Below are 16,094 nucleotides of genomic sequence, written 5' to 3' on the forward strand. Positions count from 1 at the left end.
ACGAACGAAAGGCGCGTCCCGATTGCTCGGGGCGCGCCTTTCGTGTTGCTCATGCCACTAAGGCGCGAACGAAGTGACTAAGCGTCGACGATGTCGATCGCGTGCACGTAGCGAGCGTCGATACGCTCGGCAACCGTGGCGAGAACATCAGCGGATGCCTGCGAGTCGACCGTGAGCACGGAGAGGGCATTGCCGCCTTCGCTTTCGCGCGCAATCTGCATGCCTGCGATGTTGATGTTGGCTTCGCCGAATTCCTTACCGAAGACAGCGACGATTCCGGTGCGATCTTCGTACATCATGACGATGAGGTGATCCGCGAGCGGAACCTCGATGTCGTAGCCGTTGATCTCGACGATCTTCTCCAGCTGCTTGTTTCCGACCAGAGTTCCCGAAACGGAAACCTGCGAGCCGTCAGCAAGCGAACCACGAATGGTCAGCAGGTTGCGGTATTCGGGGCTCACGACATCCGTAATCAAACGAACCGTGAGGCCACGCTGCTCGGCAAGAACCGGAGCATTGACGTAGCTGACCGTCTCGGAGACAACGTTCGTGAAGATGCCCTTGAGAGCAGCAAGCTTGAGTACGTTGACATCGAATTCGACGATCTCGCCGCGAACCTCAATATCGACACTGGTGAGCGGGCTGTCGGACAGACCAGAGAAGACCTGGCCAAGCTTTTCCATGAGCGGGATGCCGGGGCGCACGCTCTGGTCGATAACGCCACCAGCAACGTTCACAGCGTCAGGCACCAGCTCGCCACCGAGGGCGAGTCGAACGGACTTGGCTACCGAAACGCCAGCCTTCTCTTGCGCTTCAGAAGTCGAAGCACCCAGGTGAGGGGTGACAATGACGTTCTCGAGCGACAGCAGCGGCGACCCTGTGGGCGGCTCGCTGACGAACACGTCAAGACCAGCGCCGGCGATGCGACGCGACTTGAGTGCCGTGTAGAGAGCGTCTTCGTCGATGAGGCCACCACGGGCCACGTTCACGATGTACGCGCTCGACTTCATGCGGGCAAACTGCTCAGTCGAGATCATGCCCGTGGTCTCAGGAGTCTTGGGCATGTGGATGGTGATGAAGTCCGAACGCTCCAACAGCTCGTCGAGCGACACGAGCGTGACGCCCATCTGCTGCGCGCGAGCGGCCGTGACGTAGGGGTCATACGCGATGATGCTCGTGCCGAAGGCCTGCATCCGCTCAGTAATGAGACCACCGATACGGCCGAGGCCGATGATGCCGATCGTCTTCTCGAATAGCTCAGTGCCCGAGTACTGCGAGCGCTTCCACTGCCCCTGCGCGAGAGCGCTAGAGGCCGCCGGAATGTGACGCGCGAGGCTCAAAATATGTCCGACGGTCAGCTCGGCAGCCGAGATGATGTTGGAAGTAGGGGCGTTCACAACCATGACACCGGCAGCGGTAGCCGCCTTGATGTCCACGTTGTCGAGGCCAACACCGGCGCGCGCGATGACCTTCAGGCCAGGCGCGGCAGCAAGAGCATCGGCATCCATTTGGGTTGCTGAACGGATGAGAACGGCCTGCGCATCAGAGAGCGCAGACTTCAACGCGTCACGGTCAGTGCCGTCAACGTTTCGAATCTCAAAGTCGGGCCCGAGGGCGTCAACTGTTGCGGGGGAAAGTTCTTCGGCGATCACGACGATCGGCTTAGCCACAGATCTGATCCTTCAATTCGCGGGGACTTCGCGCTATCACAACGAAGGCTGCTTGAGTAGACAACTACTGCAACTTTAGCGGCGACGGGAAGCCCTCGTTGCCATGTGACAACTCAGTGCGACGATAGAGCCATCATGGATGCCGTTGAGATCGCCCAGTGGGCGTTGCGAATTGTCCTCGCGCTGGCTTTTATCGCGATGGGCGTTAGCCACTTTGTTGCTGCCCCGGCGCGCACGATGCGGGCCATGATCCCACCAGCGCTGCGCCAAAAGTGGATGCCCTCCCCCAGCGCCCTCGTGACCATCACCGGACTCTGTGAGATCGCTGGCGGTCTGGGACTCTTGTGGGAACCGGTGCGATTCATCGCCGGGATCGCGCTTGTACTGTTTCTGATTGCCGTGTTTCCGGCCAATGCGTACGCGGCCAAAGACCCTGATCGTTTCGGCAAAGCAGCCCTACCGTTCTGGCCACGCTTGGCCGGGCAGCTGGTGCTGATCGTGCTGGTCGTGCTAGCCGCGCTGTAAAAAGTGCGCGCCTGCCCCAACGAAACCGCACAGCGCTTCGTCTACCTAGGTAGGAGGAAATAATGCCCACACAATCAGTTCTCGCAAAGTTCACCCCGCTGCTGGCTGCTGGCCTGCTCGCTCTCACCGCGTGCGCCGGCCCCGCGACGCCGGTCGGATCTGACGAACCCCCGATCGATAGCGGTCCTGGCCTTGGCGAAGAACAGACCCCGGGCGATTCCATGCCCGTTGACGGGATCGGCGGCACCTGGATCTATCTCGATGGCACCGACGGCGCTGGCGATCTCGCCACGACGGCCGAGGTCACCATCATGATCACCGCTGACGAGATTATGGGTGCTGGAGCCTGCAACAGCTACAGCGCAACCCTCACGGGCGAACCTCAAAGTTTCGCGGTGAGCGACCTCCTATCGACTGAACGTGCGTGCACCGATAACGCACTCATGGGTTTCGACGAACGCTACTTTGCTGCTCTGGCTGTGACGACAGCCGCTATTCCCACCGGCGGCAGTCTGGTGCTGCAGGGAGACGGCGTGAACCTTAACTTCCTGCCGTCGAGTTCCCTGCCGCTGGGGTAATCACAGACCCGAGCACGGCGTCGAGCGAGGCAGCAAGTAGCTCGGTGATCTCCTCGTCGCTCGCCCGCGCAAGCGCCGGCAGCTTCACGACGTAACGCGCCATCATGAGACCAACGACCTGACTGCCCACCAGCGCCGCCCTCAGGTCGGGCTGGTCAATCTCAAGTTCGCGCGCGACAGGAACCAAGAGCCTGCTCGTCAGCAGGGCCCGGATTCGTTCCGCAGCACGGGGTTGGCTCGTTGCTGCCCGGATGACACCCAACATCGTCATTCGAGAGAGCGCGTTTCCTTGCATCCCGATCACAATGCGCGCCAGCCGATGCCCCAGCGTCTCTTCGCTCGGCACGCGCAGTTCCGCAACGACTTCTCCCGGCGTCAGCGGAAGCTCCACCACGGCCGCAAAGAGAGCTTCTTTCCCGCCGAAATAGTGGTGGATGAGCTTCGGGTCGACCCCCGCCTCTCGCGCCACCCCGCGCACGCTGACCCGTTCATAACCGAGGTCAGCGAACTGCTGACGCGCCACTACCTCGATCTCTTCGCGCGCACCGCTGCCTGCCGCACTCGCGGAGGGCCGACGCCCTGCTCGTTTAGGGGAATCTTCAGCTGCCATGCGCGTCACCCTGTCGTCTGATCGTGTGTGGTTTTGCGGAATCGTCGCCGCATCCGTATTATTTCATCACATGGGGAATTAATTCACCAGAGGGAAATACTATGACCAACACCCCTGCACCATCCGTCGCTCACTCGGCACACGGTGCTCACGCAGAACTCAGTCCACTACGTCGACGGCTGATCCTCATCACGATGGCGCTCGCGCTCATGACGGTCATGTCGGCGGTCAGCGGGCTCAACGTGGCCCTGCCAAGCCTCGCCCGCGAGATCGGCGCCACTCAGACCGAACTGACCTGGATTGTCGATTCCTACACCGTCGCCTTTGCCGGCTTGCTGCTCGCCGCGGGCGCCATCGGTGACCGGTTCGGCCGCAAGGGCATCCTCATTATCGGTCTCGCCATCTTCGGTGCCGCAGCGGCGGGCGCGGCCTTCACCACCGATGCGAACTCCCTCATCGTCCTGCGTGCCGTGATGGGTATCGGTGCTGCAGGAATCATGCCAACAACGCTCTCGGTCATCACGACCAGCTTCCCCGACGCCGAGCGCCCCAAAGCGGTCGGCGTGTGGGTGGGAGTCGCCGGCAGCGGTGCCGTGCTCGGGCTCTTCGGCACCGGACTCCTTCTCGAGTTCTTCGAATGGCACTCGTTCTTCTGGCTCAACGTCGTGCTCGCCATCCTCGGAATCATCGGCGCCATTCTCGTCGTGCCCCCGAGCAAAGAGGCCATCACTGGTCGCTTCGATGTGCTCGGCGCAGCACTATCGCTGATCGCCGTCAGCACTCTCGTCTACGGAATCATCGAAATAGCCGACACCTCAGGTGAAGAAGCACTTCCCTTCGTGATCCTCGGCAGCGGCCTCATCGCACTCGTCGCGTTCGTGCTGTGGGAACGCCACCACCCCGATCCGCTCCTCGACCCGCGACTCTTTGCCATTCGTGGGTTCTCGGCGGGAAGCCTCACCATCTTCATCCAGTTCTTCGCGGCGTTTGGGTTCTTCTTCACCATGCTGCAATACCTGCAATTCGTCGTCGGGCTCAGTGCGTTACAGGCCGCAGCGTGCATGCTCCCCATGCCTCTGGGGATGGTGCCGCTGGCTCGACTCGCGCCTGCCATTGCCGAGCGCGTCGGCTATCGCAAAGTCGTTCCGGCAGGACTCATACTCATGGCGGTTGGCTTTGTCATCATGTCGCTGCTCACTGTCGATTTCAACTACCTGCACTTCGTTTCGGGACTCGTCGTGTTTGCCGCCGGCATGGGTCTCGCCGGAACCCCTTCCACGACCGCCATCACGCAATCGCTCCCCCGCGAAAAGCAGGGGGTCGCTTCTGCGGTCAATGACGTTGCGCGGGAATTCGGAAGCGCTCTCGGGATTGCGGTACTCGGTGGAGTCTTGGCCTCGGTCTATCGCACCACCGTCAGCGACGCCACGACCCAACTGCCCGCCGACATCGCCGAGAAAGTGCAAGAGTCGATCGCCTTTACACAGTCGTCCATGATTTCCACGCTAGGACCAGCAGCGGATGCCCTCACCATCGCAGCCCGTGCCGCCTTCGTCGATGCCACCGCCGCATCTCTGCTCATTGCGGCCGCCGCGCTCGTGGTGACGGCGGTTGCGACCGCTGTCATTGGACCTCGACACGTGAGAGCGTCAGCGGTCTCGACGCCCGAATGAGGGAAACCGGGCTCAGTGCACGCTCCCAGAACCCCCAGTTCACGGGCAGAGCGGTGTGCCAGACCGTTTTTCGGGGCCACTTTCAGGACCGCGGTGTCACAATCAGATCATGGATCAGCGGTTTAGCCGCCAGCTCGCGCTAACCCACTTTGGCGAGACGGCGCAAAAGAATTTGGCGAGCGCACGCGTGCTCGTGATTGGCGCAGGTGGCGTCGGCAGCACGGTCATTCCGTCGCTCGCCGCGGCCGGCGTCGGAACCGTTGGTGTGATTGATGACGACCGTGTTGAGCTCAGCAATTTGCACCGCCAACACATCCACCGGCTCTTGGATGTCGGCTACAAAAAAGTTGTCTCTGCTGTTGAGCGGGTGGCTGAGCTCAGCCCCGCGACAACCGTTATTGCGATCGATGCCAAGTTGACCCCGCAGAACGCTCTCGAGCTTTTTGCGGAGTACGACCTCGTGGTCGACGGCAGCGACAACTATGCGACCCACTACCTCGCAGCGGATGCCGCCGAGATCACCGGGATTCCGCTGGTGTGGGGTGTCGCCTGTGAGTTCTGGGCCCAGGCCGGAGTGTCGTGGCCGGCTCGCGGCGCGGGCTTCCGCGACCTCTACCCGCTGCCGCCCGAAGCCGCGACGGTGGACACCAACGTGATGCATGGCATCTTCCCCGGCGCCGTGAGCGTAGTCGCGTCAATCGTCACGAGCGAAGCGATCAAGATTGCGGCTCAGATTGGCACGACGCTACTCAACCGGGCCACGAACTACGACGCGCTCTCTGGCGAATTTCGCGAAGTGCCGTTCGAGCGCGTCCCCGACGCGGCCCCTATTACTGAACTCGCGGACTACCGCCACCTCTTCGCCTACTCCCCCGTTGACGAGTGGCCAACTAGCTAACGCCCTGGGCTACTGGCGTGGCACCGTGACGCGATCGCTGATCGCCCAGCGTGCCCACCGAGCTCGGCTGATCGCGATCAGCCCCACCGCGATGGCGATGATGAACGCGGCGATGCCGAGAACATACACGAGCACTCCGCCCCAGCCGTCCGGCCCATTGGGCTCCAAGAAGGGGTAGGGGAACCAACCGTCGAGCAACCCGCGCACGATCGTGAAGGCCAACCAGACCAGCGGATAGATGATCACAATGCGCACGTCGCGCATCCTCAGCACCGGGCGCGACGGCGACAGCAGCCAGTCGAGCAACAAAAACAACGGCACCCACACGTGGATGACTTCGTTCGGCCACTGAATACCCACATAGCCGTTATCGGGCAGACCCCGCAGCAACACGTTGTAGACAACGGCGGTGACGACCGCATACGAGACGACGGATGCCCGCAGCACCCCCAGCAGCGTCGGCTCAACTTGGCGGCGCACAGCCACCAGCCCGCTCAGCGCAAGAATAACGATGTTGATCAGGCTCGACTGGATCGTGAAGTAGCTGAAGTATTCCACCGCCACGAAGTCATTGTGAATCGACTCGTCAATCACCTGCGTGGCGATACTCGCCAGCACGAGCGCTGAGGCGATGAGCCGGAGTGCACCGACGAGCCGCAGCACTTTCGGTGGTCCGCCAACGAAAGCGAAATCTCGGGGTCGGGGGAACTTGCGCTGCACATTCGTCGTCACTCCGACAGACTAGTCTGCAGACGCCAGTTCGACAGAGGAGCTCAGCATGCCATTCACCGATTGTCACGGGAATGAATTGCGCAGCCTGCCTCTGGTCTACCGACTGGATCGCGACTTTCAGGTTGCCGAGCCGTTCTGCTGGCGCGACCCTCGCCCCGGTGGCGGAGTCTTCGAAGTGCCGGCGCACGACCCTTCGCTGCCGCCGACCGAAGGCAACAGCACCGACTTCGCCTCCGTGCCGCCCTTTCTCTGGGGACTGATCGCGAGCTATGGCAAACAAACGCTTGCCGCGATTCTGCACGATCACCTCACCTACCAAACCCGGCTTGCGCCTACTGAAGACAGGCTGGCCCTGCGCCGTGTCGCCGACGAAACCTTCCGCGTCGCACTCGTCGATAGCGGAGTGCACCAGTTGCGCGCCCGCGTCATGTGGGCTGCCGTGGGCATCGAACGCTACGCCCACCACGGCGGTGCGCTGGGGTGGCTCATCATCGCGCAACTCGCACTGGGCATTCTGGCGCTCATCGCGGCCGTCGTACTTGGCGTTCTCGTTCAACCGCTCTGGTTGTTGCTCGCGGCAGCCCCCGCTGCGCTAGCGCTGGTCTGGGGCAAGAACGCGGATCTCGTTCTTGCGTCGACCTATTTAGGTGCGTTATATGCGCCCCTTGTTGCGGCCGCGTTTATTGGTTCGCGCTTGGAACAACTGCTCGCGACCGTCATCTGGGTCGGAACGGGCACTGCCGGCCCTGCGCCCAAGGCAGAGCCGACGCTGCGCTGGCCCGACCACGGCACGACGCTGCCACCCGCCTGATCGGGCCGCCGGCCTCGGCGACAACTCCGCCATCGGCACTTCGCAGCGTTAACGCACAACGGCCGCCCCGCAGAAGCGGAACGGCCGTCGTAGTGACTAGCGAAAGTTAGCGTGCTGCTGAACCGTCGGTGTAGTCGGAGTCTTGCTGCTTCCAAGCGAAGAGAGCGCGCAGCTCCTTGCCGGTTGCTTCGATGGGGTGGTTCTGGCCCTTTTCACGCAGGGCGAGGAACTCGGCTCCGCCAGCATCCTGGTCCTTGATGAAGCGGTCGGCGAAGGCACCCGACTGGATGTCTGCGAGAACAGCCTTCATGTTTTCCTTGACCGAGGCGTCGATGACGCGGGGGCCCGAAACGTAGTCACCGTACTCAGCGGTGTCAGAAACGCTCCAGCGCTGCTTGGCGATGCCGCCCTCCCACATGAGGTCAACGATGAGCTTGAGCTCGTGAAGTACCTCGAAGTAGGCGATCTGCGGCTGGTAGCCAGCCTCGATGAGGGTTTCGAAGCCGTACTGAACGAGCTGCGAGGTTCCACCACAGAGAACAGCCTGCTCACCGAACAGGTCGGTTTCGGTTTCTTCGGTGAAGGTGGTCTTGATTCCACCAGCACGGAGGCCACCGATGGCCTTGGAGTACGACCATGCCATGTCCCACGCGTGACCGGTGGCGTCGTTCTCCACAGCAACGATGACGGGAACGCCACGGCCAGCTTCGTACTCGCGGCGAACGGTGTGACCCGGTCCCTTGGGAGCTACGAGGATGACGTCTACGTCAGCAGGAGCGTCGATGTAACCGAAGCGGATGTTGAAGCCGTGTCCGAAGACGAGGGTGTCGCCCGCAACAAGGTTGTCCTTGATGTCGGCGGCGTAGAGGCCACGCTGGTGCTGGTCGGGAGCGAGGATGACAACGACGTCAGCCCACTTAGCTGCTTCGGCGCTCGTGAGCACCTCGAAGCCGGCGTCGGTTGCCTTCTGGATGCTCTTCGAGCCCTCCTTGAGGCCAATCTTGACCTGAACGCCTGAGTCGCGCAGGTTCAGCGCGTGGGCGTGGCCCTGCGAGCCATAACCAATAACGGCAACCTTCTTGCTCTGGATGAGGGCGAGGTCAGCGTCTTTGTCGTAAAAGATCTCGGTCACAGTAGTGATTCTCCTTTGTTGTTGTTCTGTTAGTTCTTGAAAACTCGGTCGGTGATGCTCTTCGAACCGCGGCCCATGGCCAGCAGTCCACTCTGAGCAATTTCTTTGATCCCGTAGGGCTCGAGCACTCGGAGGAATGCTTGAATCTTGCCCGAGTCTCCCGTGGTTTCGATGATGAGCGCATCCGATGCGACATCGACCACACGGGCACGGAACAGGTTTACCGCTTCGAGAATTTGTGAGCGCGTCGTGTTATCCACGCGCACCTTGATGAGCAAGTGCTCGCGGGTAACCGACTGGTCAGGGTCGAGTTCTACGATCTTGATCACGTTGATGAGCTTGTTGAGCTGTTTGGTGACTTGCTCGAGGGGAAGCTCGTCGACATCCACCACAACAGTGATGCGCGAGAGACCTTCGATTTCGCTCGAGCCAACAGCCAGCGACTGGATGTTGAACCCGCGACGGGCAAAAAGCCCAGCGACGCGAGTGAGCAGACCTGGTTTGTCTTCTACCAGCAGGGAAAGTACGTGACCCATCGCTCTACTCCTCTTCCCACTCGGGGGCATGATCGCGCGCATACTGCACGCTTGAGTTTCCAACGCCCTGCGGCACCATCGGCCAGACCATTGCGTCACGGCTGACGACGAAGTCGATCACCACGGGGCGATCATTCGTGTCGAGCGCGAGCTGGATGGCGGCGTCGATTTCTTCCTTCTTCGTGACGCGAATAGCCAGGCACCCGTAGGCATCCGCCAGCTTCACGAAGTCCGGAATCATCACCGTGTCATGACCGGTGTTGAGGTCAGTGAACGAGTGGCGTCCGTCATAGAACAGCGTCTGCCACTGACGAACCATGCCCAAGCTGGAGTTGTTGATGATCGCGACCTTGATCGGAATCTTGTTGATCGTGCAGGTGGCAAGCTCTTGGTTGGTCATCTGGAAGCATCCATCGCCATCAATGGCCCACACGGGACGATCGGGGTTCGCTACCTTCGCGCCCATGGCAGCGGGTACGCCGTAACCCATTGTTCCGGCACCACCAGAGTTGAGCCACGAGTTGGGGCGTTCGTGCTTGATGAACTGTGCAGACCACATCTGGTGCTGACCAACGCCAGCCGCAAAAATGCCCTCGGGCCCGGTGATTTCACCGATGCGCTGGATCACATATTGCGGCGACAGCAGCCCGTCATCAGGTTCGGTGAACCCGAGCGGGAACTGGTTGCGGAGCGAGTTGAGGCGCTCCCACCACGCGGTGTAGTCAGGCTTCGTTGACACGCTCGCGTCAGCAAATGCTGCCGTGAGGTCAACGATGACGTCTTTTGCATCGCCAACGATAGGAACCTCAGCGGCGCGAATCTTGCCGATCTCAGCCGGGTCGATATCAACGTGAACAACCTTCGCGAGAGGCGCGAACTCACTCGGCTTTCCCGTAACGCGGTCGTCGAAACGAGCGCCGAGCGAGATGAGGAGATCGGACTCTTGGATCGCGAGAACAGCAGGAACAGAGCCGTGCATTCCCGGCATCCCGAGGTTCAAGTCGTTGGAGTCGGGGAACGCACCGCGCGCCATCAGCGTGGTCACGATGGGGGCACCCACGAGGGTTGCCAGCTCGAGCAGCTCAGCTGAGGCACCCGAGCGAACAACGCCACCACCCACATAGAACACGGGGCGTTCAGCTTCAGCCAGCATTTGCGCTGCAGCCTGAACCTGCTTGCCGTGCGCCTTCATGACCGGACGGTAACCGGGCAGGTCAACCTTGGGCGGCCAAATGAAGGGGGCGGATGCCTGCTGGCAGTCCTTCGTGACGTCAACGAGCACCGGACCAGGGCGGCCCGTCGTCGCAATGTGGTACGCCGCTGCGATCGTTGCCGGAATGTCTTCCGGCTTTGTGACGAGGAACGAGTGCTTCGTGATCGGCATCGTGATTCCCGAGATGTCGACCTCTTGGAACGCGTCGGTTCCCATCGAGCTCGAAAACACCTGACCGGTGATCGCAAGCATCGGCACGGAGTCCATGTGGGCATCCGCGATTGCTGTCACGAGGTTCGTGGCCCCCGGACCCGACGTCGCAATGCAGACACCGAGCTTTCCGGATGACGAGGCGTAGCCCTCAGCAGCGTGACCAGCACCCTGCTCGTGGCGAACCAAAATGTGACGGATAGCAGTGGATGCCATGAGTTCGTCGTAGAAGGGCATGATGGCGCCGCCGGGCAAGCCGAAAACGTCTTTCACGCCCAGCTTTTCCAGACTGCGCAGAATGGCACCTGAACCGGTCAAGATGTCCGGTGTCGTGCTCTTCGGCCGCGGTGCGGGTTCAGAGGACATGTGTAAATCCTTTTAGTTGAATGGTGAGCTGGCGCTAACTGGTGACCGCACCGCGAGCGGCGGACTGCACAAGCTTCGAATACTTGGCAAGAACGCCTCGCGTGTAACGCGGAGGGAGAGGGGCCCAGCCTTTTCGGCGGGCTTCGAGCTCAGCGGAGTCGACAAGTAAGTCGAGCGAGCGAGCTGCGATATTGACCCGTATCAGATCACCATCGCGCACGAAGGCAATAGGACCTGCGTCTACTGCTTCGGGAGCTATGTGGCCGATGCACAGCCCGGTTGTGCCGCCTGAGAATCGTCCGTCCGTCAAGAGTAGTACATCTTTACCGAGTCCAGCGCCCTTGATGGCCGCAGTGATCGCGAGCATCTCGCGCATACCCGGTCCGCCCTTGGGCCCTTCATAGCGGATGACGACAACCGAGCCAGCCTCGATCGTGCCGGCGGTGAGAGCATCCAGCGCTTCACGCTCGCGTTCGAAGACCCGTGCGGGGCCCTCAAACTCAGAGAGGTCAAAGCCGGCCGTCTTGACGACAGCACCTTCGGGAGCCAACGAACCCTTGAGAATCGTGAGGCCACCGGTGGGGTGAATAGGGTTATCGAAGGTGCGCAACACCTTGCCGTCGAGAGGATCAATATCCATCTCGGCGAGGTTTTCGGCAACGGTCTTGCCCGTCACGGTGAGCGCGTCACCGTGGATGAGGCCCTCCTCAAGGAGCGCCTTCATGAGAACGGGGAGTCCGCCATGACGGTCGACATCGTTCATGACGTACTGGCCGAACGGCTTGAGGTCAGCAAGGTGCGGAACCTTGTCACCGATGCGGTTGAAGTCATCGAGTGTGAGCTCAACTTCGGCCTCGCTGGCGATCGCCAGAATGTGCAGCACAACGTTGGTCGAGCCACCAAGAGCCATGGCTACGGTGATCGCGTTTTCGAACGCCTTCTTCGTCATGATGTCGCGCGAGGTGATGCCCTTGCGCAGCAAGTTGACGACGGCTTCACCCGAACGGTGCGCGAAGTAGTCGCGACGACGGTCGGCGGATGCGGGGCTTGCCGAGCCGGGAAGGCTCATTCCCAGCGCTTCCGCGACGCTCGCCATCGTGTTGGCGGTGTACATGCCGCCACAGGCGCCTTCGCCGGGAGCGAAAGCACACTCGATGCGCTTGGCATCGGCTTCGCTCATCCGACCAGCCTTGACAGCGCCAACAGCTTCGAAGGAGTCAATGATGGTGATGTCTTTTTCGGTGCCGTCGCTGAGCTTGACCCAGCCCGGAGCAATCGAACCCGCATAGAGGAAGACCGAAGCGAGGTTGAGTCGTGCCGCCGCCATGAGCATTCCGGGCAGCGACTTGTCGCAACCCGCGAGCGTGACCGAACCGTCCAGGCGCTCGGCCTCCATGACAACCTCAACGGAGTCGGCAATGACCTCGCGGCTCACGAGCGAAAAGTGCATGCCTTCGTGACCCATCGAGATGCCGTCAGAGACGCTGATGGTGCCGAACTGCAGCGGGTATCCCCCACCAGCGTGAACGCCTTCCTTGGCGCCCTGAGCAAGTCGATCAAGCGAGAGGTTGCACGGCGTGATCTCGTTCCACGAGCTTGCAATACCAATTTGGGGCTTATCCCAGTCGGCATCACCCATACCGACAGCGCGAAGCATTCCGCGCGATGTAGTGGCTTCAATCCCGTCGGTGACTGTGCGGGAACGTGGCTTGATATCGATCGAATCACTCTCAGACATGCTTCGAGTTTAGGGCGTACCGCTACATCAGTTTGCGCGCGCCGATACCACGGCGTGACGCTTGTCGGCTAAGACAGCCAAAAGTTGTGCGATTTCAGCTGTTCCAGCCACCCGCAGCCGGGCAACGGATGGTGCATCGCCGACGCGCACTCCGAGGTCATCTGGCCCGAGAACAATCAGGGCATCCTCGTCAGTCGTGTCATCGCCGGCAAAGAACACGGCATCCGCCCCCACGTAGTCCCGCAGGCGCGTGATCGCATCGCCCTTGTTGGCGTCGTGGATAGCAAACTCGATGATGTTCTTGCCAAAACGAGTGGTGAGGCCCGGGATCTCCGCTTCAACCCGCGCGACCGACTCCGCCGTGAGCCGTTCCGCGTCTTCTGCCGACGTCATACGAACGTGCAGAGCACGCCCGGCTGGTTTGATTTCCACCCACGCGCCCTCAGCGCTAGCGGCCAACTCGTGTGTGAGCGCATCGAGCCGCTCAAGAGCCGCCGTGTTCTCTGCGCTCATCGGCAAGTGTGAATCGCCCTCGTCGAGGCGGTACTCCAACCCGTGCGAGCCACCGAACAGCACGCGGTCGCCGAGGTGCGCGACGTGCTCGAGGCTGTCGAGCGCGCGACCAGAAACGAGAGCCAAACGGGTGTCGGCGAGGTCGAGCATCCGCACCAACTGCTCTTGGGCGGCAGGGATGGCTCGGGAATCCAGCGGGTCATCGACTTCTGGCGCCAAAGTACCGTCAAAGTCGAGAGCAATCAGGAGCGTTTGAGTCGAAACGAGGTGGTCAATGGCCGCCTCTATTTCGGAGGCAGTCGAGTAGTTCACGGGCGTCTCACTCGCTTTCGTTCGATGGTCCACTCGACTTCTTCAGCCATTTCGAGTGGGGCAATGCGGCGGTGACGATCAGAGCGTGTCGCCGCCAAGTTCTTCAAGAACGCATTCGACCAGCGCTCCACATCGTGTTCAAGCACACGCTTGCGCATGGAACGCATCCGCAGTGCCCGATCAGCCTTGGGCATGTTGATGGCCTTCATCATCGCGTCTTTCAAACCGTCGATGTCATGCGGATTAACAAGTAGTGCCTTGCGAAGCTCTTCTGACGCCCCCGCGAATTCACTCAGGATGAGCACACCATCGTTATCGAATCTGGCCGCCACATACTCCTTGGCCACCAAGTTCATGCCGTCACGAAGCGCAGTGACGAGCAGTACGTCTGCGGCGAGGTACAGCGCAACCATCTCTTCACGAGGGAACCCCTGATGTAGATAGTTAATCGGCGCATGGCTGAGCGTGCTGAACTCACCGTTGATGCGACCAACAGTTAACTCAATCTCATCGCGCAAGTGCATGTAGGCCTCAACGCGCTCGCGGCTCGGGCTCGCGACTTGAATGAGCGCAACATCGCCGACCTCGATCGAGCCATCCCGCAACAGTTCTCCATAGGCCTTCAGGCGATGACGGATGCCCTTGGTGTAGTCAAGACGGTCAACACCGAACATGACCGTCTTCGGGTTACCGAGCCCCTTGCGAATGTCGCGAGCACGTTGCTGAATCGCGGGATCGCGCGCCAACTGCTCAAAACTGCGCGAATCAATGGAAATCGGGAACGCTTTCGCGACGACTCGACGAGTCGGTTGCCCCTCAATCGTGACCTCAATCGCAGGATTCTTGGTCGGATGATTCGTGAGACGGCGCACGGCAGATGAGAAGTTCGAAGCGTCAGCGGAGCGCTGAAAACCGACAACGTCGGCTCCGAGCATGCCCTCAATGATCTGGGTGCGCCACGGAAGCTGCGCAAAAATCCCGTAGGGCGGGAACGGGATGTGGTTGAAGAAGCCGATTGTGAGATCGGGACGCATTTCGCGCAGCATGCGCGGCACGAGCTGGAGTTGGTAGTCCTGAACCCACACGACAGCACCCTCGGCGCTGTTGGCGGCTGCGGCATCCGCAAATCGCTTATTGACCGTTACATAGTCGTCCCACCACTCGCGGTGATAGGCCGGTGGCGCAATGACATCGTGGTAGAGCGGCCACAGAGTGTCGTTGCTGAAGCCCTCGTAATACTCCTCAATATCTTGGGAGCTCAGCGGCACCGGAATGATCTGGATGCCGTCTTGATGAAACGGTTCGATCTCGAGATCGGGGCGACCAGCCCACCCCACCCAGGCGCCGTCGGCCTTCTGCATCATTGGCTCGAGAGCCGTAACGAGACCACCTGGAGAACGCTTCCAGCTCAGTGACCCATCCTCTTCAACAGTGCAATCCACTGGAAGTCGGTTCGAAACGACAACGAAGTCGTACTCGGACGGGGAAGAATCATTCTTTGCTTCCATCATGTAGTTACGTTACCAGCGAGGCTTGGAGAGTGGCTGGAGATCACGTTTCCGAACCAATTCGTTCTTGTGACAAAACCGAGACATGTTCCGCCGCAACCCGGATACTGGCTCCCACTAGGCTCCTTCTTGCCCACGGCTCCGCGGGTGCGCGCGTCCACACCAGGAGGTGCGCGAATAACCCGAATCGAAAGAGGCCCCTCGTGACCTTCCTGTCTTCCGCTCGCGCGACTCCCACCACCCTGTTGGTCAGCTCAGCCGCCCTGTTCGCTTTAGCCCTCAGCGGGTGCACTGCCGCAGAGCCCACCGCGGATGTCACCGACGACGCGAACGTCAGCGCAGCGATTGACCTCGACGCGGTGGACGACGACACCCTGTTTGTTCTGGGAACCTACGACGTTGACGGTGACGAAATTCTGGGTGACGTTCCCGCCGATCAGGCCGCTGTCTGGGATCGTTTCAACGAACTCTTCCCCGCCGAACTCCACCCCGAGATCACCATGTTCGTGGCGATCGATGTCGATCAGTCTGGCGGCACCGATGGCGCGATGCAGCCCAACGGTGTTCGGGAGGGCGAAACGTATCTCGCACTCGACACCACCGGAGGAGTCGATGCCGATGTGCTCGACCGCACCATGATCCACGAGTTCGCCCACCTGATCACGCTGCGCGAAGACCAGATTCCCCAGGACGAGTCCACGGTCGACTCGTGCCCCGTTTACTCCGAAATTGACGGATGCCCGTTCGACGACTCCTACCTCTTCGCCTACTACACCGAATTCTGGCCCGACTTCAGCCTCGACGACCTCGAAGCTGAAACCGAAGAAGACAAAGAAGAGCGCTACACGCCAGAAGAATTCGTGACCGACTACGCCGCCACCATCCCGAGCGAAGATGCCGCCGAAGTTTTTGCCGAATGGGTACTCGCTGATGATCTTCCCGCTGGCGACAGCATCGTTGAGCAGAAGCTTCGTTTCTTCGAGGACTACCCCGAGCTCGTTGAGCTTCGCGAGACCATTCGTGAGGGTCTCTTCAGCTAGTCACGACTCGAATGCAGCTTTTGCGCTCT

At 61.0% G+C, this 16,094-nt stretch carries 15 protein-coding genes; 6 read left to right on the top strand and 9 right to left on the bottom strand.

The window, feature by feature from the left end; genetic code table 11:
• Window positions 1-77: 77 nt before the first annotated feature.
• Window positions 78-1,670 (bottom strand): phosphoglycerate dehydrogenase, encoded by a 1,593-nt coding sequence (gene serA / locus I6E52_RS04280; RefSeq protein WP_197155102.1) that lies wholly within the window; start codon window positions 1,668-1,670, stop codon window positions 78-80.
• Between the two features lie 135 nt (window positions 1,671-1,805).
• Here serA and I6E52_RS04285 point away from each other — a divergent pair, with 135 nt between their 5' ends.
• Window positions 1,806-2,195: a DoxX family membrane protein gene (locus I6E52_RS04285; RefSeq protein ID WP_197155104.1), complete on the top strand. Its 390-nt coding sequence runs from the start codon at window positions 1,806-1,808 to the stop codon at window positions 2,193-2,195.
• Window positions 2,196-2,257: 62 nt separating this feature from the next.
• Window positions 2,258-2,773, top strand: a complete 516-nt coding sequence (locus tag I6E52_RS04290; protein ID WP_197155106.1) for an META domain-containing protein — start codon at window positions 2,258-2,260, stop codon at window positions 2,771-2,773.
• On the opposite strand, the gene I6E52_RS04295 is transcribed toward I6E52_RS04290, so the two are convergent.
• On the bottom strand, window positions 2,736-3,383 hold the full coding sequence (locus I6E52_RS04295) for a TetR family transcriptional regulator (RefSeq protein WP_197155108.1): 648 nt from the start codon (window positions 3,381-3,383) through the stop codon (window positions 2,736-2,738). The two genes, I6E52_RS04290 and I6E52_RS04295, sit on opposite strands and share 38 nt — an antisense overlap.
• Window positions 3,384-3,484: 101 nt before the next feature.
• On the opposite strand from I6E52_RS04295, the gene I6E52_RS04300 reads away from it, so the two are divergent.
• A complete protein-coding gene (locus I6E52_RS04300) occupies window positions 3,485-5,056 on the top strand; it encodes an MFS transporter (protein WP_197155110.1) in 1,572 nt (523 codons plus the stop codon).
• Between the two features lie 109 nt (window positions 5,057-5,165).
• Window positions 5,166-5,954 carry a HesA/MoeB/ThiF family protein gene (locus I6E52_RS04305; RefSeq protein ID WP_197155112.1) on the top strand — a complete coding sequence of 263 codons (789 nt, stop codon included), beginning with the start codon at window positions 5,166-5,168 and terminating at the stop codon, window positions 5,952-5,954.
• Window positions 5,955-5,963: 9 nt separating this feature from the next.
• On the opposite strand, the gene I6E52_RS04310 is transcribed toward I6E52_RS04305, so the two are convergent.
• Entirely contained in the window at window positions 5,964-6,686 is a 723-nt protein-coding gene (locus I6E52_RS04310) for a Pr6Pr family membrane protein (protein ID WP_197155114.1), read from the bottom strand.
• A 46-nt stretch (window positions 6,687-6,732) separates the two neighbouring features.
• Between I6E52_RS04310 and I6E52_RS04315 the strand changes: the two genes are divergently transcribed.
• The gene (locus tag I6E52_RS04315; RefSeq protein WP_197155117.1) at window positions 6,733-7,497 is read left to right on the top strand and encodes a DUF1353 domain-containing protein; all 765 of its coding nucleotides are present in this window, start codon (window positions 6,733-6,735) and stop codon (window positions 7,495-7,497) included.
• 106 nt (window positions 7,498-7,603) lie between these two features.
• Here the strand turns inward: I6E52_RS04315 and ilvC are convergent, their stop codons facing one another.
• From ilvC to otsA, 6 genes are read right to left on the bottom strand one after another with little or no spacing between them, the layout of a single operon-like run.
• Window positions 7,604-8,629 (bottom strand): ketol-acid reductoisomerase, encoded by a 1,026-nt coding sequence (ilvC, locus tag I6E52_RS04320; protein WP_197155119.1) that lies wholly within the window; start codon window positions 8,627-8,629, stop codon window positions 7,604-7,606.
• A 29-nt stretch (window positions 8,630-8,658) separates the two neighbouring features.
• A complete protein-coding gene (gene ilvN, locus I6E52_RS04325; RefSeq protein ID WP_197106147.1) occupies window positions 8,659-9,165 on the bottom strand; it encodes an acetolactate synthase small subunit in 507 nt (168 codons plus the stop codon).
• A gap of 4 nt (window positions 9,166-9,169) precedes the next feature.
• The gene (locus I6E52_RS04330) at window positions 9,170-10,954 is read right to left on the bottom strand and encodes an acetolactate synthase large subunit (protein WP_197155122.1); all 1,785 of its coding nucleotides are present in this window, start codon (window positions 10,952-10,954) and stop codon (window positions 9,170-9,172) included.
• A gap of 34 nt (window positions 10,955-10,988) precedes the next feature.
• Complete coding sequence (ilvD, locus tag I6E52_RS04335) at window positions 10,989-12,692, bottom strand: dihydroxy-acid dehydratase (RefSeq protein WP_197123800.1); 1,704 nt, start codon at window positions 12,690-12,692, stop codon at window positions 10,989-10,991.
• 27 nt (window positions 12,693-12,719) lie between these two features.
• A complete protein-coding gene (gene otsB / locus I6E52_RS04340; RefSeq protein ID WP_307842379.1) occupies window positions 12,720-13,517 on the bottom strand; it encodes a trehalose-phosphatase in 798 nt (265 codons plus the stop codon).
• A complete protein-coding gene (otsA, locus tag I6E52_RS04345) occupies window positions 13,514-15,028 on the bottom strand; it encodes an alpha,alpha-trehalose-phosphate synthase (UDP-forming) (RefSeq protein WP_197155132.1) in 1,515 nt (504 codons plus the stop codon). Before otsA ends, otsB begins: the two co-directional genes overlap by 4 nt.
• A 200-nt stretch (window positions 15,029-15,228) precedes the next feature.
• Between otsA and I6E52_RS04350 the strand changes: the two genes are divergently transcribed.
• A complete protein-coding gene (locus tag I6E52_RS04350; protein ID WP_197155134.1) occupies window positions 15,229-16,065 on the top strand; it encodes a hypothetical protein in 837 nt (278 codons plus the stop codon).
• Window positions 16,066-16,094: the final 29 nt, after the last annotated feature.

The organism is Salinibacterium sp. NG253 (assembly GCF_015864945.1).
Lineage (GTDB): Bacteria > Actinomycetota > Actinomycetes > Actinomycetales > Microbacteriaceae > Rhodoglobus.

Bases quoted from the DNA above. Each gene is read 5' to 3' on its own strand.
- I6E52_RS04290 (WP_197155106.1), top strand. From the start codon at position 2,258: ATGCCCACACAATCAGTTCTCGCAAAGTTCACCCCGCTGCTGGCTGCT.
- I6E52_RS04315 (WP_197155117.1), top strand. From the start codon at position 6,733: ATGCCATTCACCGATTGTCACGGGAATGAATTGCGCAGCCTGCCTCTG.
- I6E52_RS04300 (WP_197155110.1), top strand. From the start codon at position 3,485: ATGACCAACACCCCTGCACCATCCGTCGCTCACTCGGCACACGGTGCT.
- ilvD (WP_197123800.1), bottom strand. From the start codon at position 12,692: ATGTCTGAGAGTGATTCGATCGATATCAAGCCACGTTCCCGCACAGTC.
- I6E52_RS04295 (WP_197155108.1), bottom strand. From the start codon at position 3,383: ATGGCAGCTGAAGATTCCCCTAAACGAGCAGGGCGTCGGCCCTCCGCG.
- I6E52_RS04285 (WP_197155104.1), top strand. From the start codon at position 1,806: ATGGATGCCGTTGAGATCGCCCAGTGGGCGTTGCGAATTGTCCTCGCG.
- ilvN (WP_197106147.1), bottom strand. From the start codon at position 9,165: ATGGGTCACGTACTTTCCCTGCTGGTAGAAGACAAACCAGGTCTGCTC.
- otsA (WP_197155132.1), bottom strand. From the start codon at position 15,028: ATGATGGAAGCAAAGAATGATTCTTCCCCGTCCGAGTACGACTTCGTT.
- I6E52_RS04305 (WP_197155112.1), top strand. From the start codon at position 5,166: ATGGATCAGCGGTTTAGCCGCCAGCTCGCGCTAACCCACTTTGGCGAG.
- I6E52_RS04330 (WP_197155122.1), bottom strand. From the start codon at position 10,954: ATGTCCTCTGAACCCGCACCGCGGCCGAAGAGCACGACACCGGACATC.